The sequence below is a fragment of the Cyclobacterium amurskyense genome (assembly GCF_001050135.1).
GTDB lineage: Bacteria > Bacteroidota > Bacteroidia > Cytophagales > Cyclobacteriaceae > Cyclobacterium > Cyclobacterium amurskyense.
This window is the reverse complement of record NZ_CP012040.1, coordinates 5,682,077-5,705,508: the sequence shown is the minus strand read 5'-3', so window position 1 is coordinate 5,705,508 and position 23,432 is coordinate 5,682,077. Positions and strand designations below refer to the sequence as shown.

16 protein-coding genes are annotated in these 23,432 nt (G+C 37.3%); 12 read left to right on the top strand and 4 right to left on the bottom strand.

The features are described from left to right. Positions 1–7 precede the first annotated feature (7 nt). The 5 genes from CA2015_RS22625 to CA2015_RS22605 all read left to right on the top strand — a co-directional run bounded on the left by CA2015_RS22625 (position 8) and on the right by CA2015_RS22605 (position 6,362). Positions 8–1,312, top strand: a complete 1,305-nt coding sequence (locus CA2015_RS22625; protein WP_053086738.1) for an ATP-binding protein — start codon at positions 8–10, stop codon at positions 1,310–1,312. Between the two features lie 131 nt (positions 1,313–1,443). Continuing rightward, positions 1,444–2,226: a M15 family metallopeptidase gene (locus tag CA2015_RS22620; protein ID WP_048643957.1), complete on the top strand. Its 783-nt coding sequence runs from the start codon at positions 1,444–1,446 to the stop codon at positions 2,224–2,226. Between the two features lie 1,163 nt (positions 2,227–3,389). Further along, on the top strand, positions 3,390–3,734 hold the full coding sequence (locus CA2015_RS22615) for a DoxX family protein (RefSeq protein ID WP_048643956.1): 345 nt from the start codon (positions 3,390–3,392) through the stop codon (positions 3,732–3,734). 66 nt (positions 3,735–3,800) lie between these two features. Continuing rightward, on the top strand, positions 3,801–5,099 hold the full coding sequence (locus CA2015_RS22610; protein WP_449390409.1) for a DEAD/DEAH box helicase: 1,299 nt from the start codon (positions 3,801–3,803) through the stop codon (positions 5,097–5,099). A 24-nt stretch (positions 5,100–5,123) separates the two neighbouring features. Beyond that, positions 5,124–6,362, top strand: coding sequence for an NAD(P)/FAD-dependent oxidoreductase (locus tag CA2015_RS22605; RefSeq protein ID WP_048643954.1), 1,239 nt, complete (start codon positions 5,124–5,126; stop codon positions 6,360–6,362). On the opposite strand, the gene CA2015_RS22600 is transcribed toward CA2015_RS22605, so the two are convergent. Further along, positions 6,359–8,101 (bottom strand): ABC transporter ATP-binding protein, encoded by a 1,743-nt coding sequence (locus tag CA2015_RS22600; protein WP_048643953.1) that lies wholly within the window; start codon positions 8,099–8,101, stop codon positions 6,359–6,361. The genes CA2015_RS22605 and CA2015_RS22600 overlap by 4 nt on opposite strands. A 437-nt stretch (positions 8,102–8,538) precedes the next feature. Here CA2015_RS22600 and CA2015_RS22595 point away from each other — a divergent pair, with 437 nt between their 5' ends. Both CA2015_RS22595 and arfB read left to right on the top strand, forming a co-directional pair. Next, positions 8,539–9,006 (top strand): DUF6428 family protein, encoded by a 468-nt coding sequence (locus CA2015_RS22595; RefSeq protein ID WP_048643952.1) that lies wholly within the window; start codon positions 8,539–8,541, stop codon positions 9,004–9,006. Between the two features lie 182 nt (positions 9,007–9,188). After that, complete coding sequence (arfB, locus tag CA2015_RS22590) at positions 9,189–9,605, top strand: alternative ribosome rescue aminoacyl-tRNA hydrolase ArfB (RefSeq protein WP_048643951.1); 417 nt, start codon at positions 9,189–9,191, stop codon at positions 9,603–9,605. 311 nt (positions 9,606–9,916) lie between these two features. On the opposite strand, the gene CA2015_RS22585 is transcribed toward arfB, so the two are convergent. Continuing rightward, positions 9,917–10,957 carry a branched-chain amino acid aminotransferase gene (locus tag CA2015_RS22585; RefSeq protein WP_048644703.1) on the bottom strand — a complete coding sequence of 347 codons (1,041 nt, stop codon included), beginning with the start codon at positions 10,955–10,957 and terminating at the stop codon, positions 9,917–9,919. Between the two features lie 308 nt (positions 10,958–11,265). Here CA2015_RS22585 and CA2015_RS22580 point away from each other — a divergent pair, with 308 nt between their 5' ends. Then, positions 11,266–12,666 (top strand): aminotransferase-like domain-containing protein, encoded by a 1,401-nt coding sequence (locus tag CA2015_RS22580; RefSeq protein ID WP_048643950.1) that lies wholly within the window; start codon positions 11,266–11,268, stop codon positions 12,664–12,666. A 27-nt stretch (positions 12,667–12,693) separates the two neighbouring features. Here CA2015_RS22580 and CA2015_RS22575 read toward each other — a convergent pair whose 3' ends face one another. Both CA2015_RS22575 and CA2015_RS22570 read right to left on the bottom strand, forming a co-directional pair. Further along, the gene (locus tag CA2015_RS22575) at positions 12,694–15,153 is read right to left on the bottom strand and encodes an outer membrane beta-barrel family protein (protein WP_048643949.1); all 2,460 of its coding nucleotides are present in this window, start codon (positions 15,151–15,153) and stop codon (positions 12,694–12,696) included. Between the two features lie 78 nt (positions 15,154–15,231). Next, complete coding sequence (locus CA2015_RS22570; protein WP_048643948.1) at positions 15,232–16,053, bottom strand: helix-turn-helix domain-containing protein; 822 nt, start codon at positions 16,051–16,053, stop codon at positions 15,232–15,234. Positions 16,054–16,600: 547 nt separating this feature from the next. On the opposite strand from CA2015_RS22570, the gene CA2015_RS22565 reads away from it, so the two are divergent. The 4 genes from CA2015_RS22565 to CA2015_RS22550 all read left to right on the top strand — a co-directional run bounded on the left by CA2015_RS22565 (position 16,601) and on the right by CA2015_RS22550 (position 23,205). Further along, the gene (locus CA2015_RS22565; RefSeq protein WP_048643947.1) at positions 16,601–17,140 is read left to right on the top strand and encodes an RNA polymerase sigma factor; all 540 of its coding nucleotides are present in this window, start codon (positions 16,601–16,603) and stop codon (positions 17,138–17,140) included. A 139-nt stretch (positions 17,141–17,279) separates the two neighbouring features. Next, positions 17,280–18,242 carry a FecR family protein gene (locus CA2015_RS22560; protein WP_048643946.1) on the top strand — a complete coding sequence of 321 codons (963 nt, stop codon included), beginning with the start codon at positions 17,280–17,282 and terminating at the stop codon, positions 18,240–18,242. A gap of 79 nt (positions 18,243–18,321) precedes the next feature. Beyond that, on the top strand, positions 18,322–21,573 hold the full coding sequence (locus tag CA2015_RS22555) for a SusC/RagA family TonB-linked outer membrane protein (RefSeq protein WP_048643945.1): 3,252 nt from the start codon (positions 18,322–18,324) through the stop codon (positions 21,571–21,573). Between the two features lie 18 nt (positions 21,574–21,591). Continuing rightward, entirely contained in the window at positions 21,592–23,205 is a 1,614-nt protein-coding gene (locus CA2015_RS22550) for a RagB/SusD family nutrient uptake outer membrane protein (protein WP_048643944.1), read from the top strand. Positions 23,206–23,432: the final 227 nt, after the last annotated feature.

Below are 23,432 nucleotides of genomic sequence, written 5' to 3'. Positions count from 1 at the left end.
TAGATCTATGAAACAATTGTTAATTTTTTTGGAGATGGTGGTCAAAAGCAGGATGGACCATGAAATTGGAAAAACAGCAAGCCTGACCAAACCTAATCTGGATCTTTATTTTGACCCCAATGAATTTTTAGGAAAAATTATTAAAGAGCTTGATATCAAAAACCAGGAGTTGTTATTGCTAGCACTTGCAATGGTGCCCTATATAGATCCTGGGTTTTTGAGTAAGATAGTGCAGGAGTATTTTCCCGAAGGTACATCACTTCCTGAATTTGGGGGGTACAAAAGTAAATACCATCGCGGGATTATTCCTACAGGTGAAACCTTGCTTTATTTATTAGGAGGAAGTGACCCGGTTTCAAGAAAGAAGTATTTTTCTGTTTTTCAGGATTCTCGCTTACTAAAAGAGGGGCATATTTTGATTGGAGAGGCTTCTGAAGAAGAGCCATTCTATGCCGCACCTATTTACCCAGATCAGGAATTTGCAGATAAGTTATTGATGGAAAGTATCAGGCCTCCCAAACCTAGCCCGAACTTTCCAGCCGAATTGATTCGTACAGAGCTTGAATGGGAAGATCTAATACTGTCCGAGAAAACGTTTTCACAAATCAAAGCGCTGGAAGATTGGTTGACCTACAATAAGCGCTTGATGGAAGATTGGGGATTAAAACGTAGCGTGAAGCCGGGTTATAGAGTGATGTTCTTTGGTCCACCGGGCACAGGAAAAACCCTAACAGCAGGATTATTAGGTAAATATACAGGCAAGGATGTTTATAGGGTTGACCTGTCTCTTGTGGTGTCTAAATACATTGGTGAAACCGAAAAAAATCTCTCACGGCTTTTTCAGAAGGCTTCAGGTAAAAGCTGGATTTTGTTTTTTGATGAGGCTGATGCACTTTTTGGAAAAAGGACAAATGTCAAAGACGCAAGAGACAAACATTCCAATCAAGAGGTAGCCTATTTATTACAGCGCATAGAAGCCTATCCTGAAATGGTGATTTTGGCTTCCAATTATAAAAGCAATTTGGATACAGCCTTTATCAGAAGGTTTCAGACAATTATTGATTTCGAACCTCCGGGTGTTAGTGAAAGGCTGGCATTATGGAAACAATATTTGCCCAAAAAGATTGCTCTGGAATCAAGGTTGGTCTTGGAAGATTTGGCTAGAAAATATCCCCTTACCGGTGCCAATATTGTAAATATTATTCAGCAGGTAGGTTTAAAGACTATGGCTGGTAAACATAAAGAAATTAAAGAAGAACTATTGATTCAGTGCATAAGGTATGAAATTCAAAAAGAAGGTAAAATTCACTAGTGCTTTTTTTAAATTATTTCAATAAACAGATAGGAACCCTGCGCATAATCGAAAAATGGTTTAGTGCTTCTAGCTTGTCTATTGGCTAATTTGAATTAATAAAATATTTCACAAATAACTAACAATCAGGCATGAAAGAAAAAATCAAAGTAGTCCAACAATTGCTGGCAGAAAAAGGATTGTACAGAGGTGCAATTGATGGTATTTTTGGTCCGGAAACACTCAAAAGCCTCAATCGAGTACCAGGAATGAGCGTCAATCTTCCAAATGTGAGAAAGGTTACGACCATGATTCAAATAGGAGCCAGAGAAAAAGGTTTTAATTCTGGAGCTATAGACGGGATGTGGGGCCCTCAGACCCAATATGCTTTTGAAGAATTGGTTTATTTACAAAAGTATGGTAAAGTCAGAGAACCTTGGAGGCCTGAAGAGATCAACCCTATGAATCGCTGGCCCAGGCAAAATTCACCTGCTTTTCACGAATTTTATGGTCTTCGGGCAAAAAATCTTGTGACAGTGACAGTGCCTTATGAAATGAAAATAGCTTGGGATATGAGGTATAGGGCAAAGAAAATCACCTGTCATACCAAGGTTGCAGAGAGTCTTTTATTGGTGTTAGAAAATGTGCGAAATATTTATGGGGAGAATGAAATTGAAAGGCTAGCGCTAAACAGGTTTGGAGGGTGTTTTAATAATAGGCTGATGCGAGGAGGAACACAATGGTCAACCCATTCTTGGGGAGTTGCCCTTGATTTTGACCCAGCTAGAAACCAATTGACCTGGGGAAGGAACCAAGCCGCATTTGCACACCCCGTGTACAATGACTGGTGGAGATGTTGGGAAGAAGAAGGTTGGGTAAGCCTCGGCAGGAGAAAAAATTACGATTGGATGCACGTTCAGGCTGCTGAAGTGTAACGCCAGGTTGTTTTATGATAAAAAAGAGAAATTAATCCCTACCTATATTGACCCGAAATAGATAATTGTCCTACTATTACCTGTTTCGGGTTTAATTTATTCTGGGTTTTTGGCAGAAAAAAAAGCTATGAAACAAAATCTCATAGCTTTAGTCAATTAACAATAAACCCAAAATAACCTGCTGTAGGAGAAGGAGTCGAACCTCCACGGGGCAGTTAGAAAAAACACGAGCTCGCTATTTTTTTTATCCTGTGATCCCCACCCCCGAGACAGGAGGGCATGTCTGCCAGTTTCATCATCCTACAGTATATATCATCAATAAAAAGTTTGTCTTTTATTGACCAAAGACCGTTTGTCTTTGTTTGATATTTCAAAGGTAAGGAAAAGATTGATTAATTTAAAATATAGCAATAAAATAGTTTAAAGTTTATGCTATAATTAATACTAAGGGTAGATAATTATTATTAATGTAATTTGATGCTCAATTTTGATCTAGATTTTGAAGATTTGTAATTACATGAGTTAGGAGAGGTTTAAAGGGTTAAATTCAGTGGTTATATAAAGGTAATTGCTCATGCTTTCCCTGGGTTTAAATGAAAGAGTTGTTGAATCAGAAATAATTAATAGACCTTCTATTATGTGCTGAAATCACTTCAAAATCAGTCACTTCAGTCCTGTTTTTAAATCTGCCTTCCGATCAACAGGTTCACCATAGCGATGCTATGCTTTAATCTTCAAACAGCCTGATTTACTAACAATTCAACTCTTCTCATACCATGGTAAAGGCTTTACCCAGATTATTGTCAGGGCGGAGAAATCCTATTGCAAAATCCAGTTCAAATTAGGGAATAATGGCTCAAAAGGATTTTTAATCAGTAATCATTTACAGCTTCGATCCATTCTTGAAGGGTGTGGGGTTATTAGCAGGACTGGTTAATGTTACTTATTAAAGAGTTTGCTAATTGTCTTTGAAAGCTTAGAATCAATCTATTTCAATGCCTAATGATACCGGTAATTAATGCTCGAAACGAAGTTTAAAAGGAATAAATTAAATTCTTTCTCCAAAAAAAGGATTTATTTTAGCTAATAAGCCTAAATATTTTTGATATGCAAGTTTGAAGTCCTAATTTTAAAGAATAAAGAAATTACTGCAATTGATTTTTATGGATGAAGCATTTCTTTATGCGATGGCAATTTTTTATATGACAGTGGGGGTTATGCATTTTGTAAAACCTGCCTTGTTTACAAGTATTATCCCGCCTTTTATTCCTAAACGCAAATTGGTTAACAAATTAGTAGGGAGTATAGAGGTAGGATTAGGATTTGGTTTGATTTTTGAGCCGGTTCGAATTGTAGCTGCCTATGGAATCATCCTTTTGTTAATTGCAGTATTTCCAGCCAATCTATACATGTATCAAAGAAAGCATTTAGGGATTCCAAAGTGGTTGTTGTTGATTAGACTTCCGATGCAATTGGCATTAATTGGCTGGGCATATTTGTACACTTAAACTAGAGAAAAATTGATTTTTAGTGAATTTAATTTTGTTCCCGAACTTCAGGAAGGTTTGGACGCAATGGGTTTTGAAAAAGCAACTCCCATACAAGAGCAAGCAATACCAATAATACTAGGAGGGAAAGACCTGATAGCAACTGCACAGACAGGGACAGGAAAAACTGCCGCTTTTATATTGCCAGTGCTTAATGAAATAAGTAAAGGGGATAGAAATGGGGTTAAAGTTTTGATAATTGCCCCAACAAGGGAGCTTGCCATCCAAATAGATCAGCAAATCCAGGGACTTGCCTATTTTTTAGGAATTAGTTCTATTCCCATTTATGGAGGAGGAGACGGGAAAGTCTGGGAGCAACAAAGAAAAGCCTTGGAAATGGGTGCTGACATAGTAGTAGCTACTCCTGGTAGGTTGATAGCCCTTCTTGCAGGGGGTAAAGTGAATTTTGATTCCCTTGAAAATTTAATATTAGATGAGGCTGACAGAATGTTGGATATGGGGTTTTCAGAAGATATTCTGACGATTGTAAAATACCTTCCTCAAAAACGACAGACCTTGTTGTTTTCTGCTACCATGCCTCCCAAAATCAGGAAATTCTCTCAACAGATTTTACATGATCCCGAACAAATATCCATTGCTTTGGGTAAAACAGCTAAAGGGGTCAGTCAATATGTTTACCATGTATATGATGGGCAAAAAGAGGCATTGGTAAACCATATACTGAAATCCCAGGATTTTCAAGCGGTTATAATTTTCTGTTCGACCAAGGATAAAGTCAAGTCTTTGTATAAGGTATTGAGAAAAAGCTTTATGGTGGAAGCTTTTCATGCAGACTTGGATCAGAATGAGAGGGAATTAATTATGTCTTCCTTTAAAAACAAATCATTAAAGATCCTTGTTGCTACAGATATACTCTCAAGAGGGATTGATGTGGAGGATATCGAAATGGTAATTAATTTTGATACACCTAATGATCCAGAAGATTATGTGCATAGGGTAGGGCGTACTGCTAGAGCAGAGAAGAAAGGGAAAGCCGTTACTTTTGTCAATGAAAAAGACAGGTATAAATATAAAAATATTGAGAACCTTATCGGCATGGAAATTGAGGTATTGCCTAATCCAGAAGATATAGGGAAAGGACCTGATTTATCTAAGAGCCATTCTAATAAGTCCAATGCAGGGAATAGAAACGCATCAGGAAATAAGAAAAAAGGAAACTCCTATAAGAAACAGTCTAGGCCGAACGATAAAAAAAGATCAAGTGAAACGGCTAATGTAAAAACCGAGCCAAGACCTAAGATAAAAGCCTCTTCGGATAAGGGGAAGTTTCGTGAGAGGAAAAATATAAAAAATGAGGGTGAATAAAAGGAGTTAATTAAAACCATAACAATGCTTTCAACTGAAAAAAGTGTATACATTATTGGAGCTGGAATTTCCGGCCTTGTGGCAGCAATAGAGCTTGAAAGGGCGGGTTATTTTCCAGTAATTCTTGAAGGGTCTGATAGCATTGGAGGTAGAGTGAAAACTGATGAAACATACGGTTATTTGCTCGATCATGGTTTTCAAGTTTTGCTAACTGCTTATCCAGAATTAAGTCGCTACCTTGATTTGGATAAGCTAAATTTGAAAAAGTTTAAGGCTGGGGCAATTATTCTCGAAGCTGGTGGACAATCTTTTGCCATTCATGACCCGATTCGGAACCCACTTAAGGTTTTTGCTATGGCATTTTCTAAAGTCGGGACACTTTGGGACAAGTATAAAATGTATGCGCTGACTAAAAGGTTAAAAGAAAAAAGTATAGAGGCTATATTCACTAGTCCACAGAGTACAACTTTAACCTATTTAAAAGATTTTGGTTTTTCAAATCGCATTATTCATAATTTCTTCAAGCCATTTTTTAGTGGGATATTTCTAGAAGATCAACTTTCAACATCTTCAAGGATGTTTGAATTTGTTTTTAAAATGTTTGGTCAGGGATATGCTGCCATTCCTGAAAAGGGCATGGGGCAAATTCCTCAACAACTTTTCGAACAATTAGCACATACCCAAATCCGGTTCAATACCAAGGTTTCATTAATTGAAAACAATACCATTCACCTTGATTCCGGAAATTCTTTGACTGCTGATCAGATTATCATTGCAACAGCTCCTGGAAAGCTTATTGGACAAGATAACCTGGACTATCATCAAGTTACCAATCTGTATTTTACCTTACAGCAATCATTTATAGTTAAACCTATGATTGGTTTGGTACCTGATGATAAGTTCATGATCAACAATTTGGTGTTCTTGACTGATGTTAGTAAAAAATATGCCAGTGATGGTAGGGCCTTATTGTCTGTTTCCATTATTAAGGATGTCAAAGGATTAGAAAATCTGGAGACACTAGTAACAAAGGAATTAGAAGCTTTAACAGGGATTGATGCCAATTTTTTTGAACACATTAAAACTTATAGCATTGAGAAAGCATTGCCAAAGCTCACAGATGTGAAAAATAGTGCTCCCCTGCAACATGTGAAATTATTCGACAATGTTTTTCTAGCAGGGGATCAATTATTAAATGGCTCTATCAATGCAGCAATGACTTCAGGTAGATTGGCTGTAAAGGCATTGCTCAGTAATGCCTAAATTCTAGCCTGAAAGGTGTACAAATCATGGTACCTTCCATTTGTGCTTATCAATTCATCGTGGTGTCCACGTTCTACAATCTGCCCTTTTTCAATGACGAGAATCTGATCTGCTTGCCTGATGGTACTAAGTCTGTGGGCAATTACAAAGGTGGTTCTTCCTTCCATTAAGCTTTTCAAACTGGACTGAATAAAATGTTCACTCTCAGCATCAAGATTGCTAGTCGCTTCATCAAGGATAAGAATTCTTGGATTGGCGAGAATGGCCCTGGCGATGGCAAGTCTTTGTCTCTGCCCTCCTGAAAGTTTTACACCCCTTTCACCTATAACCGTTTCTAGGCCTTTTTCGAAATGATCTGTAAACTGATGGACATAAGCTGATTTCACAGCATCCTGAAGTAACTCTTCTGAAGCGTCAGGTCTTGGAAACATTATGTTTTCTCGGATTGTACCTTCAAAAAGAAAATCATCCTGCAATACTACACCCAATTGTCTTCTAAATGAATCCAAATCTATTTTACTAAGGTCTTGTCCATCTATGGTTACCCTTCCTTTGGTTGGGTTTAAAAAAGAAGCTACAAGACCTGAAATGGTGGTTTTTCCTGACCCTGAACTCCCAACCAAGGCAGTGACTGTTCCTGGTTCAGCAATAAAATCTACTCCCTTTATTATTTCAGTACCTGATTCATATTCAAAATGAACATTTTCAAATGCTACCCTACCTTTTATCTCCGGCAAGAGAATATTTCTGGTCAATGGGTCCGCCTCTAATGGGATGTTCATTAATTCCTGAGTCCTGTCCAAACCTGCAAAAGCTTCGGTCAATTGACTTCCTATATTGCTCATTTGAAGAATAGGGGCAATCATAAAACCTAACAATAAGGTAAAGGCAAGGAAATCACCAAATGTCAATTGGTCTTCCATGATCATGTAGCCGCCTATACCCATTATTCCGGCCGAAGCAAGTCCAAGTAAAAAGGTAGCCGCGCTGGTAACAAAGCTTGTGGCAGTTAAGCTACTTTTTACATTTAAAAACAATTTGTTTACTCCTGATTCAAATATTTTTGTTTCTTGATTTTCAGCATTAAAGCCTTTGATAACCCGGATACCTCCTAATGTTTCAGTCAGTCTTCCTGTAACCTCAGCATTGATTTTTCCTCTTTCTCTGAATATTGGACGAATCCGGCCAAAAGCTTTTAGGGAAATAACGCCAAAAATTATTACAGGGACCAAGACGTACAAAGTCATTTTTGGACTGATATAAATCAGTAATACCAAACTGATCATGGATGTTAACAATCCACCTACCATTTGGGCAAGTCCTGTCCCTACCAGGTTTCGTACTCCTTCTACATCAGTCATTACTCGGGATACCAATTCCCCAGTTTTGGCATTGTCAAAAAATCGTATTGGCAAGCGAATAATGTGAGCCTGAACTTCCACCCTCAATTTAGCAATCAGATTTTGGGCCTCAACACTTAAAATTTGTGTTAATCCAAATGAAGTTACTGATTGGATGGTAACCGAAACAACCACAGCAACTATGAGCCATTTTAATAATTCAAAATCACTGGAGGGAATGACATCATCAACAAGGTACTTGCTGGCCCAAGGTAAAACTAAACCAGATAACCTACTGATAATTATTAAAAAGAGTCCAATAAAAATATATTTTCTTCTCGGCCAGATTATGGTTTTAAAAACACTTTTTAAACTGACCTTACTTTTATTTGCTTTCATAGAATGCTTTCAATGGGGTAGAAGTATAAAACAATTTTTGATAAAAATCATTCCTTTTAGACAAAAACAAATTTCACCAAGCTCGATTTTAAAGTAGTTGAGACATTTTTCCTATTGATAGGGATAGGATATTTTGTAATCTGGACTATAAATGGCTGCCTATTATAGGATCCACTTTCACTAATAAATTTGAAAAGTTGAAGAGATCCTTTTACTTTAAATTTATTAATCGTAATATTGCAATGTACCGATTGATTAAGCCCTAGGTTAATCCAAAAGGAACTGCTTTTGTATTTAATTTGTCCTTTCTTTGAATAAAGAAATGGCCTGATTTAAAAGTTGTTTTACTCTTTTGGGTATAACCTGATTATATAGGCTGTATGTTTCAATGGGGACGCCAAAATTATTATTAAATGGTTCATTCAAAATAAAAAAATATGAAACTTTCAGAAATAAAACCAATATTAAAAGCTCAGGAAACACTTAGTTTTCAATTGCCTGATGGAACTTTGGTTCCTGAACATTTTCACGTTACAGAAGTGGGAAAAGTAATCAGACATTATATTGATTGTGGTGGTACTGAACGTAAAGAGGAGGCGATTAATTTCCAACTTTGGGATGCCGATGATTATAACCACCGCTTACATCCAGAGAAGTTATTGCACATTATCGAATTGTCAGAAAAAGTTTTGGGATTGAGTGATGCGCCCATCGAAGTTGAATTTCAAGGTGAAACCATTCAGCGGTTTGGATTGGCTTATAACGGAGAAAGATTTTTACTTACCAGTAAACAAACGGATTGCTTGGCAAAAGAGAAATGCGGTGTCCCTGAGAAGAAGCCTGTATTGAAGATGGTTAGTACTCCTTCGGGTGGAAGCTGTACTCCTGGTGGGGGCTGCTGTTAGTTTATAAAACAAGTCATTTTTAGAGCTCAATCTGCACTTTCATTGTCTACCTAGATAAGGGATGGTAATGAAAGTGCAGTTATTACAGAATTAAGCTTTCTCAGCCTCCTGCTAAATTGTCAAGGGAACTTTTTGATGCATTTTATTTATTAAAGACAAGTAATACATCAATTGGTTCATTCATGACAATTACCGAAAGAATTAAAAATGAAATTTTTAATACCGAGTTAACGTTTTTGGCTTCCAGAAGCAGTGGGCCTGGTGGACAAAACGTGAATAAGGTAAATTCAAGAGTAACTTTATTTTTTAACGTTCCCAATTCTCAATACTTGTCAGAAGAAGAAAAGACCAAGGTTTTTCAAAAGTATGGGAATAGATTGGGTAAGGATGGAACCATTCAGATCGATGCACAAACTTCTCGTTCTCAGATTGAAAACAAGAAAATTGCCATTGGGAAATTTTATGAGTTAATGGAAAAGATTTTTAAAAGGAAGAAAAAAAGAATTGCTACCCGACCAGGCAAAGCTGCCAAAGAAAGACGTTTAAAAGCAAAACGCGTTCGTTCAGAGAAAAAAGCGATGAGGAACAAGAATTTTTAACAGGGAAGTAATAAATAAGTGTTGAGCCAACTATCTAGTTTCGAGCTAAACTATAAATTAACAGGATCCCGGTTTTTTATTTTGATTGAAAGGATTTTACCCTTGGCACCGAAAAAAATAACAGAACAATTTTTTGTTGGTAAAGTAATTAGCCTTAAAAGTGAAAAGGCTCTTCAGTCTTTATCATTTAGTAGTATCTAACTCCTCTTATAGGTAAAGTTAGTTTTTGGTGGTAATGTCGCCTTTATTAAGCAACAATACCACCAAAATTTAGATCAAAGTCAGCCTTATAGCTTCACATTTTTTATGTATCATACTAGGTCTGACCAGCCAAAAGGATCAGGCCTGATGCCTCTTCTAATTTCAGAAAGCATTTCCTTTATGCGATACATTCCAGCATCTTCCTGAACGTAGGTTTCGAATGAATCACCTTTATAGGATATTTCCTTAATCGGAGAAATAACTGCTGCGGTTCCAACTCCAAAACCCTCAACTTGTTCTCCTGAAGCTATTCGGTCAATTATTTCCGAGATCTGAATTGACCTTTCTTCTACCTCCAAATTCAATTCTGGGGCAAGTTTAATGATTGAATCTCTGGTAATACCGTCCAATATGCTGTCACTCAGTGCAGGGGTAAGTAATGTTTTCCCATTTAGGATAAACATGATATTCATTGTACCCGATTCTTCTATGTATTTCTTTTCATTGGAATCTAGCCAAATGATTTGGTCGAATCCCTCTTTTTTGGCTTTCTGTTGGGGTAGAAGTGAAGCACCATAATTTCCTCCATTTTTGGCTGCACCAGCACCTCCTTTTGCAGAACGGATATAGTTGGTCTCTACAACCACTCTCAAAGGGCTATTGTAATAGGCTTTCAATGGGGAAAGAATTACCATGAATAAATAATCATGGGAGGCATCTACACCAAGCTTGTTCTCTGTAGCAATAGCAAATGGTCGAATATAAAGTGCATACTCAGGATCATCTATTACCCATTGGCTTTCTTTGCTTACAAGCTCACGGATCCCATCAATAAAACACGATGCCGGCAAAGCAGGCATGGCCATCCTTTCAAGAGAACGATTCATTCTTTTAAAATGAGACTCTAACCTGAAGATATTAATCTTTCCATCAGTGGTTTTAAAGGCTTTTAGCCCTTCAAATACTGTTTGACCATAGTGCAGGCACATGGCCAAAGGGGACAAGGAAATGTTTTTGACAGGACCAATTTGGAAATTTGACCAAGCGCCATTTTCATACTTCGCTACCAACATTTGATCTGTGGCTTGCACCCCGAAAGTGAAATTTTCAAAATCAAAATCCGGCTTTTCAGTTATCGTTTCGTTCATCATGGGTAATTCTTTTAAAAATGCATTTGCCTGACAATCATTTTTACCAAAGGGAAAAGCTAATGTCAATATGTCTTATTGGTGAATTTTAAACAATTCAAAATACTTAAGGTTCAAAAAAAGGAATGGCCTACAATCTAAATATTGGAGGACTTGTATCTTTTCACTTTTTTTCGGACCTATTAAATAAGATGTTTCTTGTCTAATTCACGAAATCATTTGTTTGTAATTGCAAATTAAATAAGAATCATCGGTTGGTTACAGATACAATTTATTTAAATTTGAAGGGTACAGTTTAAATTTTTGTTTCAATGACCCTATTTGAGAAGCTTGCTGGAAATTTTGAAAACCTCATTGCCAAAGGAACCCTAAAATTAGGGGATAAAATGCCTTCTATACGTACCGTAAGTAAAGAGTATGGGGTAAGTAAGAACACTGTGATTCAGGCCTATTTGCTCTTGGAGAGCAGGTCATGTATAGTGTCACGTCCTCAAGTCGGATTTTTTGTTTGTTTAAAAGAGGATCAAAGACTTCCTATGCCTCAGGCAAGTAGTCCTAGCATTAATGGTGCTCCAGGTAAAGAGGATGGTTTAATAGGGAAAGTTTTTTCAAACTTTGTAAATAAAAGCATTACACAAATGTCCTTAAGTGTACCTGATGAATCGTTCTTTCCTGTGGCTAGATTAAATAAATGTCTACAAACAGCCACTAAAACACTTGCTGCGGGAGGAACAGGGTATGATGATATTCAGGGAAATCTTCGCTTACGCAAAAATGTGTCCAAATGGTCTTTTACTTGGGGAGGTAATTTGGGTGCGGATGAATTGGTAACTACCTCAGGGGCCATGCATGCCATTTCTTTGGCTTTTATGGCTTTGACCAAGCCGGGTGATAGGATAGGAGTGGAGAGTCCAGTGTATTTTGGTATTTTGCAATTGGCGAAAAACATGGGCCTAAAAGTAGTAGAACTACCTACAGACCCTGAATTTGGTGTTTTGCCGCAAGATTTAGAAGAATTGATTGGGGAAATTGATATCTGCTTGCTGGTTAGTAATTTCAATAACCCATTGGGCAGTTGCATGCCTGATGAAAATAAAAAATCTGTTGTTGAATTATTGACCAGGTACAATGTGCCATTGATAGAAGATGACCTTTATGGTGATGTTTATTTTGGTGCTAGCCGACCAAAACCTTGTAAAGCCTTTGATACAGAGGGAATGGTTTTGTGGTGTGGCTCTGTGTCAAAAACTTTAGCGCCTGGCTATAGGGTCGGCTGGATGGCACCGGGTAAGTTTATAAAATCTATTTTAAAACTTAAACTGTTTCATTCCATTTCTAGCACAACTGTGACCCAGGAGGCAATTGGGTTATTTCTGGAAAACGATTATTATGAAAAACATTTGAGGCAGCTAAGGGCTACTTTATATAGTAACTCTCTACATTTTATACGAGCTATTGCAGATTACTTTCCTAAAGGCACCAAAATAAGTAGACCACAGGGAGGTTTTGTATTGTGGGTGGAGCTGGATAAAAAATGGGATACTGGAAAACTATTTGATAAAGTATTGTCTAGAGGTATCAGTATAGCTCCAGGTCGAATGTTTACCTTGCAGAGTCAATTTCACAATTGCCTCAGGTTAAATTACGGACTTCCATGGACTGATAAATTGGAGCAGGAATTAAAGCTATTGGGCCAGATCTTAAAGGAATAATACCCTTAAGATCTGACTAGAATGGTTTTAAAATTCCTTTTCACCAAATTCACTTTTGACAAAACGCGATTTATTTTTGCCTGGGTTGATGGTATAGCTTAGGTTTAACATGATCATATCTACTTCCAATACATAATTTGTGGTAGTGTAAAACTCATTCTCCCTCCATGTGCTAATTCTTTGTTCATTGGTTGGTAACAATCCCATGTCCATATTTAACCACTGAAGAGTAGCACTAAAACGATCTCCAAAAAAGGTTTTCTTGGCAACTAGGTTTGGAGATAGAAATCTTGAATCTTCTCCTTGTGCTGTGATTCTCTTGGAAAGGTAGTTGAGAGACCACTGTAAGCTAAATGTGGAAGTAAAGGCGTAGCTGGTATTGGCATTGATAGAATATATCCAGGCAGAGGTATCAATCGGTCGGTTGTCAAACTGACCTTTAATTTCATATTGATAAACATTTGCTCCGGTAAAGACCTTCCAATTGGAGGTAGGATTCAACTCAATGCCAGCTTCCAAACCAAGAGATCTACCAGTTCCAACGTTTGAGTAAATTCGATTTAAAATGGTGTCGTTATAGATAGTGTTAACTCTATTTACCAAATTTTTCACTTTTCGATAATAAGCCGTGGTGTAAAAGCTGTTTTCACCAATATCTTTAACAATTCCAGCCTCAACCAAATCAATAAATTCAGGTAACAAACTAGGATCTCCCTGTTCCAAAGTTTCAGAATGCTCTCTCTCAGGGAATGGGTTCATTTTAAAGGTAGTGGTTCGTTCTACCCTTCGGCTATAGGCTGCCTTTAGCTTTAAACTTTCATTTGCGCTGTATTGGATATTGGCAGATGGGTAGGGTTGAACAAATTCATAAGTATAGGTACTGTCTATAGTATTTGCTTTGTCTTTCAGATGCAATGACCTATCCATGAATTCCAGTCTCAACCCCGCAGTGTAATTCCATTTGCCTTTCACCCCATTTAATTGGCCATAGCCAGAATGTATCAATCTGGTCAAGTCCACATTGGAAGAAAAATCAGGGACCAATTCAAACTTTCCCTCACTGTTTTTCCTTTCATATACAAAATCCCCCAAGTGATTTAGGCTCCTGAATTGGTAGCCAGCTTCTAGGGCACCCCAAGGCTGAGGTTTGGATTTATAGTCAATTTGCCAACGTATTCCGTGCAGTGGGTTGTCATTGGTATTGTATTCATCCTGGTAAATGAAATCTGAATTTGGGTAGCCCAGATTTCTGTTGGTGGTCGGGCCTCCCAACATGGTGTACTCATATAAAAATGAGGTGGAAATCGATGCCTTGTTCTCAAATGTATGGATATAGTCAAAACTACCTAAGGCAAAATCACTTGTCCTGATACGTAAATTCTCATTGTAATATTGCATGGTATACAACCTCTGATCGTTTACGACTGCATGGTTGTCATAATAGATAATATCAGCTGTTCTATCCTTACTTCTTATCCCTCCATAAAAACCCAGACTGAAGTTATTTCTTTCATTAGGCACAAAGCCAAGTGTAAGCCTTCCTGAATAGGCTTCTTCATCAAAACCTCTTTCACCATCTGAGGGAAAGTAGGTTGTCGAATTGTCGATTATGGTGTATACTTCACCTTCTCTACGACCATTTATGTCATTTCTAAGGTAACTTGCACCAAAAGACAGGTCCCAAGCTTCTTTTTTATGGTTAATGGTGAAGTCTGCTCCATACCTTTGCGGTTTTTCCTTGTTGTTATAATCTTGGATACTAGGTAGACCAAGCCTTGTGTTTACTTGAATAAAAGTGCCATCTGTAGCCCCTTTCTCAGTAGTTATATTGATAATTCCAGCTTTTCCTTCAGGGTCATACTTTGCCGAAGGCGCCGTAACCACCTCAATGTTTTTAATTGAATTTGCAGGCAATTGGCTAAGGATAATAGAAGGATCAGACTGAATGGGTTTACCATTTAACATGACAACAAAGCCTGTAGCTCCTCGAACTGAAAGTTGACCTTCGGCATTAATGGATACAGATGGAAGGTTTCTTAGGACATCAATCGCATTGCCACCTTGACCTGATAGAAAATCAGAAGATTCAAATACCTGGCGATCTACCTTATGCATCGTTGTAAATCTAGAGCCGGAAACCTCTACCATTTCTAGCAATTGCTCATCTGGGGAAATTAATAGTGTTCCAAGGTCCAGAACGTTTCCTCTGCTGATTTCAATGGGATTTACAATAAGGCTTTTATACCCCATAAATTGAATACTTAGGTAGTAGCTCCCTGGTTTGATTCCTTTTAACTCAAAAGTACCATTGGGTTGGGTAACTGCCCCATTTATAAGGCTTGAGTCGTTCAGGGAGAATAACCCAATACTGCCATATTCTATGGGCGTGTTTTCTTGGGCATCTTTGAGGGTGCCTTTGATCCCAGTTTGGGCATAAACGCAGTTAAAAACAAATAAATGTATGAGGAGTAGTTGGGCTATTTTCATTAATTATCTCGCTTTAGATGCAAAACAAGCGAACATAGCAGATAATAATGCGGTATATTATTACCGATAATGGTAATTTTAGGACAATAACCTAGACCGGTATTCCATAGGAGTGAGGGTGGATTGGGATTTAAAGAACTTAATGAAATTAGAAGGGTCTGAAAAATTCAATTTATAGGCCACTTCGTTGACGGGTAAGTTGGTATGCGTAAGTAGGTTTTTGGATTCAATAAATAAGCGTTCTTTAATTATTTCTATGGCATTACATCCAGCGGCAGCTTGACATATCTGATTGAGTTTCCTGGTGCTAATTTTCATAAGGTTGGCATATTCTTCAGAAGTTCTCAGGTTTAAATAATTTTCATTGAGCAATCTTCTCAAGCGACTAAACTCACTAATGAAATTTGGATGTATATTGTCTTTGAGGGCTGGTAGATTTACGGTTTTTAAAATTAATGTATTGAGGTGAGCAGAGAGTAACTCTAAAGGTTCATTTGCTTTAAAATCCCTATAAAAAACGTCTAATTGTTCCATTAAGTTGGAATCCTGACGCGGCATATTAAACTTGTCATGTAGCCGGAAAAGATTGTTTAAAGCTGAAGGGTAATTGGTTAGTGCTTCTTCTTTAAACATGACAACATATCCCTCTGGAATTTGAGAAAAGTCCCAGCAATGGACTTGGCCGAGGTTCAAATAAAATCCAACAGGAGGACGTACCTCATGTTTATTATCATCTACAATATGGTGTCCAGATCCTTTATTTAAAAAGATCAATTCATGGTATCCTTCGTGGCGATGGGGTTTGGTAGGTTTTATGACTGGTTTCATTTTTGAAACCTTGATTACAAGCTCTTTTTCAATTTTGTTTTTTTTGCCTATTTCTCTGATTTCTTTTTCCATGCCCTTTTAAGAAACTTCCTTTCTTTTAAATGATTTTCAATTAACAAAAATACAGAACCAAATTAGGGTTTCCCCCATAGGCAAAGTATTTATTTAGATAAAAGTTGAATTTTAGCCAATTGTAATTCAACAAGGTTTTAGGACTGTAGTGTAGAATAATGAGGCCTAGAACCCAATATAAGCATTAGAAAATTTATATGGGAAGGAATCCTACTTAATACAGATCAGTATTTTAACACCTAATCAGGCGTAATTAGGTGTTAATCCATTTTAAAAATAACATTGCGCTGGGTTTGATTTTTAAGGTGGATTTTGAATTTTAATTGATATTTTAAGAATTTAGAGCAAATTTCTAACTAGGTTTAGGTTATTCGATTGAAAATTTAGTAGCGAAATTCAATGAAATATTGGGGATTTAGGTGTGTTTTAGAATAAAAACGCGTAATTTCTTGAAATTTATGGCCAGTTCCGGTGTGGTTAATTGGAAACTAGAAAATGTTGCTATAAATTGGTCGGGTGTAGCATTTCAAATCCTACTTAAAATAAAATGAGAGAATCCGATATCCTATTGTTAAAAGCAATGGCCGCAGACAATGTGAAAGCATTCGAGACCATTTACAATAAGTATTGGGAGATGCTTGTCCGGCAAGCATACGCTAAATTAGGAGATGCTTCAGAGGCCGAGGACTTGGTTCAAGATATTTTTTTAACCATTTGGAACAACAGGAAATCTTTGGCTGTTCAGAAAAATCTTAAAGTTTATCTGTTAACAGCAGTAAAGTACAAAGTCTACCGGGTTATTTATAGCAGGAAAGTGTTGTGTGATATAGCCAATCTTGATGAAAGTCTGGTGCAGACAGATGTATCAAAAATCCTGGAATTTGAAGAATTGTATGCAAAAATAGAAGTGGCCATAGACAAATTGCCTGAAGGTCAAAAGGAAACCTTTAAACTTAGTCGTTACAATCACCTCTCTACTAAAGAAATTGCGACCAAACTTGAGATTGCCCCACAGACGGTACACAATAAGATTCACCTTTCCTTACTTTTTATTCGAGCTGAAATAAAAAATTACCTTTTCGGTTAATTCTCCAATTTAATTTTTATAGTAAAGTCTCAGGTTTTGAGTAGGTTAACTGTGGGTGATTAAAAAAATGTAAAAAAGAATAAATTTATTAGGTAGTGTCTTATCAAATTTGACACTTAGTATATATAGCAGGTTAATTATGAATATCCCAAATCATATTTTGCATCTTATTAAGAAGGAATTAGAAGATAAGCTAAGTTCTGAGGAAAGAGTAATATTAAATCATTGGTATGAAGGATTAGATGTAAGCAAAGAAGCTCTTCTTGACACGAGGAAGGAAGATAATTTAAATATTTTAAAAGCGAAAATAAAGCCCCAACCCCACCCTAAAATGGATTTTAGATGGATAGGATGGGCTGCAGTGTTTTTAGTCATTTTTTTGGGTGTAGTAGAGGTTTACAATTTTAAAAACAAGGATTTACCTATAGAAGAAACCCTGGTTGAAGAGAGATTTGAAGAGTTTATTAACCCTCGGGGAGTAAGGCGAAAGCTTACTTTAGCGGATGGTTCTATTATACATTTAAACGGTGATAGTAAAGTAAAAATAAACAAGCAGTTTTCTACCAATCGAAAAGTGTTTCTTGAGGGAGAGGCATTTTTTGAAGTAGCGAAAGATCCAGATTATCCTTTTGTAGTAGTTACAGATGGATTAGAAACCAGTGTTTTGGGTACTGCATTTACGGTTAGTGCTTATAAAGGAAAGGCACAAACGGTAGCCGTAAAAGAAGGAAAGGTGAAAGTGAAAGAAGCTTCAGATCAAGCTTCAAAAGACGATAATTTCTTAATTGCAAACGAACAATTGACCTATAAACCAGAATCAGGTATAGGCAGTAAAGTGAAGATTAATCCCGATTTAAAGTTTGCTTGGGTTAATGGAAAGATAATATTCAATCAGACGCCTATTAATGAAGTATTCCTAACTTTATCCAATTGGTACGGATTAGAATCTGTAGAACTGAGTGATAAAAATATGAAATGCTTGGTTACGGGTAGTTACACTCGAATGACCTTAGAAGACATTATGGAATCAATTAAATACGCTACTGGAATTGCCTATGAGATAAACGGAAAACACCTAAAAGTAAAAAAAGGTAATTGCTAAAAAGTGGCGCTAGTACCAATAGCGCCACCGAAATAAAAGCAATTCATTAAAAACGAGTTACATTTAACAATCACAAATTATGAAAAAAAATTTACTTCTCCTTTTTATGAGGATAACTATGCGGATATTTTCCATTGGATGCCTTTTTTACCTGGGCTTAGGGGTAGGTTGGGCATATAATTCAGATGCCCAGATAATGAAAGAGACCAAGGTCAGCCTCCATGGCGAGGTTGAAACTTTGGTAGAAATTTTCAATCAGATTGAAAATCAGACTGATTTTAATTTTGTGTATGAAAATGCGCTTGATAAAAATTTGGTGTTGGAAATAGGTCTGAGTAAATCAGATGTAGAAACAGTTCTTGAGGAGATTTCAAGGAAAACTAATCTGGTATTCAAACAGATCAATAATACGATTACTGTTGCTAAGAAAACCGAGGCTACCAAATCAAATGCGCCTCCTGCGGATCTAAAAGTGATCACAGGAACCATTGTTGATGAAAGTGGAAGCCCTATTCCCGGTGCTACGGTATTGGTAGAAGGTACAGGCATAGGTACTGCTACAGACCTTGATGGAAATTTCTCGATTGACGCGCCTGCTGGTGCTATATTGGTCGTTTCCTTTATTGGTTATGAGACAGTAAAAATCGATGTAGGTAATCAAACCAAGCTAAGCATTACTTTATCAGAGGACGAATCTTCCCTAGATGAGTTTGTAGTGGTAGGTTATGGTTCAGTTGAAAGAAGAGAAATTACTGGATCAATTGCTTCTATTGGAAGGCAAGACATTGTTAGTGAACCTACTTATTCATTTGAAAGCTTGCTTCAAGGTAGAGCTGCCGGAGTAGATGTAGTGGCAGATAGTTACAGACCTGGTGCAGGAGCCACAGTAAGGATTCGTGGTGCTAGATCATTGGTAGCAGGAAATGATCCACTGATAGTAATGGACGGTATTCCAATTGCAGGAAACCTTATGGATATTAACCCATCCGATATTGAATCTATTGAAATCCTTAAAGATGCCTCAGCTACAGCAATTTATGGTTCGAGGGGATCGAATGGTGTAATATTGATTACGACCAGAAGAGGTTATTCTGGAGGTACTCAAATAGAATATAGTGCCTTTGCAGGTGTGCAAAATATTTCCAGCAGAGTTGATTTGATGGATGCCGAGACATTCACTGAAATGCAAAGAGATGCTGCCAGACAACAAGGATCTTACACTACCGATGAGGCCTTGTTCTTAGATTGGGAACTTGAAGGAATTAGAAATGGTGTAGATACCGATTGGCAAAAAGAAGCCTTTAAAACAGGTTTTCAACAAAATCACCAATTGAGTGTAAGAGGTGGAACAGAAGATACTAAATATGCCTTGTCAGGTACTTATTTGGATCATAAGTCAATTGTATCTAACAATGATTTCTCCCGTTTTGTGGGAAGATTAAATTTGGATCAGGAAGTTAGCGATCGATTTAGAGCTGGTGTATCAGCGCAGGTAACTACCAGTGAAGAATACCAGGGAGGTAATTTCAGAGATCTAATCTTAAGAAGTCCATTGGATTGGCCAGCTAGAGCGGAAGGAGCTCTTTCAAGTGAATTTGCGGTAGGTGAGAGTTTCCCTACTTTGGCCTTGGATAGGGATTTGTATATTGACAGGAGAGACAGAACCCGTATAATCACTAATGTTTACGCAGAAGCTGATATTATAGAGGGTTTGAGTTACAGGTTCAATTTTGCACCGGATCTTACCTATTACGATAGAGGAACACATACTTGGCAGACTTCTACAGCTAGCGTTGCCAATAGCAAAACCAGTAATATCCTTTATGAAAACATTGTCAACTATTCAAAAGACATTGGCACTGATCATAAAATCCGAGCTACTGGTCTATATAGTGTGCAGACTTTAAGAGAAACAGGTTCTGGTGTTTCCGTTAGAGGATTGCCTTTTGAGCAACAACGTTACCATAATATTGGTACAGCTGAAGAAACCACTTCTAGAAGTTCCTATTTGAATGAATGGGCATTGGAGTCTTATATGCTTCGTTTAAATTATTCAATGAAGGACAAATATATTGTGACCATGACAGGTAGGGTTGATGGTTCTTCCAGACTGGCAAAAGGTAACAAATATGGTCTTTTCCCTTCCATGGCTTTAGCTTGGTTGTTGGATAAGGAGGACTTTATGTCTAACAACTCAACTTTTGACGAATTGAAATTACGTGCCAGTTACGGTGATGTAGGTAATACAGGTATTGACCCTTATCAAACTCAAGGTAGAGTTCAAAGAGTAGGATATGCCTTTGGCGATCAATCCGTATTTGGATTTCAAAGTGCAGAGTTAGCCAATTCAGAATTGAGATGGGAAAGAACGAGACAAATTGATATAGGAGTAGATTTCTCACTTTGGAACAGTAGAGTAATGGGTACTGTAGGGATTTATGAGCAAAGAACCATAGACCTACTTATGAACAGACAATTACCTCCAACTTCAGGTTTTGTAAGTACCTTAGAAAACGTTGGTGCGACAAGAAACAGAGGTTTTGAGTTTAATGTTTCTATTGTCAATGTAGAAGCCAAAAGACCAGGTGGTTTTAGGTGGACTACAGACTTGGTATTTCATGCAAATAGAAATGAAATTACCGAATTATATGGTGGTAAAGAAGATGATCCAGGTAACTTATGGTTTATTGGACAACCAATCAATGTGTATTATGATTGGCAGTTTATCGGAATCTGGCAAGAGTCTGAAAAAGATTTGGCCAATTCTTATGGAGCCAACCCTGGTGACATGAAATTAAAAGACATCGACAATGACGGTAGAATTGGTGCTGATGATAGAGTATTATTGGGATCTGATGTACCAAGTTGGACTGGTAGTTTAAACAATAGAATTACATATAACAATTTCGATTTCGCGTTTTTCATTTACACCACTCAGGGAATTAACATTTTCAGTGAGGCAGGAGGAACTTCTTTAGGAGGTATGATTAACCTTAGAAGAGGGTATAACCTGAATTCGAGAGATGTTGATTATTGGACTCCTGACAATCCTAGTAATGAATACCCTCAACCAAGGGTTCGTGGTCATGATTATTCTACACCTATGGGTTATTTTGATGCTAGTTTTGTAAGAGTTAGAAATATCACCCTTGGTTATAGTCTGCCTGATGGACTTTTAGATAGACTGGGCTTACGAAAATCCAGAATTTATACAGGTGTTCAAAATCCTTTTACTTTCACTCAGTTTCCTGGATTGGATCCTGAAGGAGCAAGGAATCATGATATGCCTAATTACAGAACCTATTTGTTAGGTATTGAACTTGGATTTTAAACCACTAATGTCAAAAAGATGAAATCTACAATAAAATATATACTTGGATTGGCTGTCTTTAGTATTTGCATAAGTTGTGCAGACCTGACAGAGAATATGATTACAGATACAGTTGCTGATGTGCAATTTTCAACTCCTGAGGGTTTAGATGAAGCATTGGTTGGAGCTTATGTACCATTAAGATGGTATTACGGTAGAGAGCCAGGATTATTGATGAACCTATTTGGTACAGATATGTTCATGGAAGGACAAAGCTATAACTCTGAATGGGACAATTATGGACCAGGCCTTAATGCCTCGACCGTACTTTCTCCTTCTGGAGATGTGCTAGTGTGGGAACATTTCTACAAAGGTATCAACTATGCCAATACGGTTATATCAAGAGCTGATGGTATAGAAGGAATGAACGAAACTACAAAATTGGCGAAAGTGGCCGAGGCGAGATTTTTACGAGCGCATTATTATTTCGTATTGGTTCAGCATTTTGGACCAGTTCATTTAACCTTGGAAGAAACTACCGGTGTTGAATTGGAAGCTTTCAGAGCTTCTGAAGATGAGGTATATGCTGCCATTGTTTCAGATTTGGAATTTGCTATGGAACATCTTCCTTTAGAGCAGGTGCAGTACGGCAGACCAACTCATGATGCTGCTACCAATCATTTGGCCAAAGTTCACCTAACAATAGGCAACTGGGAAAAGGCTTCTGATCTTGCTATACAAGTAATTGAAGGAGGAAGACACCAATTGTTGGATAATTATGCTGATGTTTTCGATCCATTCAATCAACGACACGAAGAAGTAATCTGGTCGGTTCAATGGGGTGATAATACAGAAGTAAACAATCCAGGTAACGAACTACAGAGATTTTTGGGCCCAAGGCAATGGTTGCTACCAGGCTTAATTGGTGATGACATGTACCATGTTGGTATTGCTCGTTTTTGGCCAACAGATTTTACCCTTACTACATTGTTTGGTAATGATTATAGAAATGGCGGTTTACATATCAGAAATGATTCTCGCTATAGCGTTACCTTCAAAGAGGCTTGGTTGTACAATGACGAACCTAATGTTCCTGCAGGCTTCTCTATAGGAGATACTGCTGCATGGTTTACCAATGATCCGATTAGGCAGGAATATACTCCTGAGCAAATAGAAAGTGCACCATACAGGTTGGTAATTATTAAAGATAGAAATGACGTATTTTCTCCAACTGTTCAAAAACATCGTTATCCTTACCTTAGAAATAATGGAAGGGATTATATGTACATGAGATTGGGTGAAACTTACCTTATCGCTGCTGAAGCTTTGATGATGCAGGGCAAGTTGGACGAAGCAACTTCTTATTTCAACACGCTTAGAAAAAGGGCAGAATTTCCTGGAGGTGAAGAGATTCCTTTGATCACTTCAGCTGAGTTGGATATTGATATGATTCTTGATGAAAGAGGTAGAGAGTTAGCAGGAGAACTTCATAGATGGACTGATTTAAAAAGAACAGGAAAACTATTGGAAAGAGTTAAAATGTACAATCCTAATGGTGGTCCAAATATTCAGGATTACCATACGCTTCGACCAATTCCTCAAAGCCAAATTGATAGAACGAAAAATGAATTTGCTCAAAATCCGGGTTATTAATTTAATTCTTGAGATTTAAACTCTGACTTTATAATCGCATAGCAATTGTGTATCAGAGTGAAACTATTTCCCCCGACTTTTATAAGCCGGGGGATTTTTTTTAGCCAATTCCGAGATTTATCTGAACCCTACCATCTTGGTTAAACCCGAAATATGCAATAGACATTCTATTACGTGCTGAAATCGCTTTAAAATCAGCCACTTCGTTGCTGTTTTCAATTTCACCA

Excerpts from the sequence above, each read along its gene's own strand:
- CA2015_RS22620 (WP_048643957.1), top strand. The coding sequence starts at position 1,444 with ATGAAAGAAAAAATCAAAGTAGTCCAACAATTGCTGGCAGAAAAAGGA.
- arfB (WP_048643951.1), top strand. The coding sequence starts at position 9,189 with ATGACAATTACCGAAAGAATTAAAAATGAAATTTTTAATACCGAGTTA.
- CA2015_RS22580 (WP_048643950.1), top strand. The coding sequence starts at position 11,266 with ATGACCCTATTTGAGAAGCTTGCTGGAAATTTTGAAAACCTCATTGCC.
- CA2015_RS22625 (WP_053086738.1), top strand. The coding sequence starts at position 8 with ATGAAACAATTGTTAATTTTTTTGGAGATGGTGGTCAAAAGCAGGATG.
- CA2015_RS22550 (WP_048643944.1), top strand. The coding sequence starts at position 21,592 with ATGAAATCTACAATAAAATATATACTTGGATTGGCTGTCTTTAGTATT.
- CA2015_RS22600 (WP_048643953.1), bottom strand. The coding sequence starts at position 8,101 with ATGAAAGCAAATAAAAGTAAGGTCAGTTTAAAAAGTGTTTTTAAAACC.
- CA2015_RS22595 (WP_048643952.1), top strand. The coding sequence starts at position 8,539 with ATGAAACTTTCAGAAATAAAACCAATATTAAAAGCTCAGGAAACACTT.
- CA2015_RS22555 (WP_048643945.1), top strand. The coding sequence starts at position 18,322 with ATGAAAAAAAATTTACTTCTCCTTTTTATGAGGATAACTATGCGGATA.
- CA2015_RS22605 (WP_048643954.1), top strand. The coding sequence starts at position 5,124 with ATGCTTTCAACTGAAAAAAGTGTATACATTATTGGAGCTGGAATTTCC.
- CA2015_RS22610 (WP_449390409.1), top strand. The coding sequence starts at position 3,801 with ATGGGTTTTGAAAAAGCAACTCCCATACAAGAGCAAGCAATACCAATA.
- CA2015_RS22575 (WP_048643949.1), bottom strand. The coding sequence starts at position 15,153 with ATGAAAATAGCCCAACTACTCCTCATACATTTATTTGTTTTTAACTGC.
- CA2015_RS22585 (WP_048644703.1), bottom strand. The coding sequence starts at position 10,957 with ATGATGAACGAAACGATAACTGAAAAGCCGGATTTTGATTTTGAAAAT.
- CA2015_RS22565 (WP_048643947.1), top strand. The coding sequence starts at position 16,601 with ATGAGAGAATCCGATATCCTATTGTTAAAAGCAATGGCCGCAGACAAT.
- CA2015_RS22615 (WP_048643956.1), top strand. The coding sequence starts at position 3,390 with ATGGATGAAGCATTTCTTTATGCGATGGCAATTTTTTATATGACAGTG.
- CA2015_RS22560 (WP_048643946.1), top strand. The coding sequence starts at position 17,280 with ATGAATATCCCAAATCATATTTTGCATCTTATTAAGAAGGAATTAGAA.
- CA2015_RS22570 (WP_048643948.1), bottom strand. The coding sequence starts at position 16,053 with ATGGAAAAAGAAATCAGAGAAATAGGCAAAAAAAACAAAATTGAAAAA.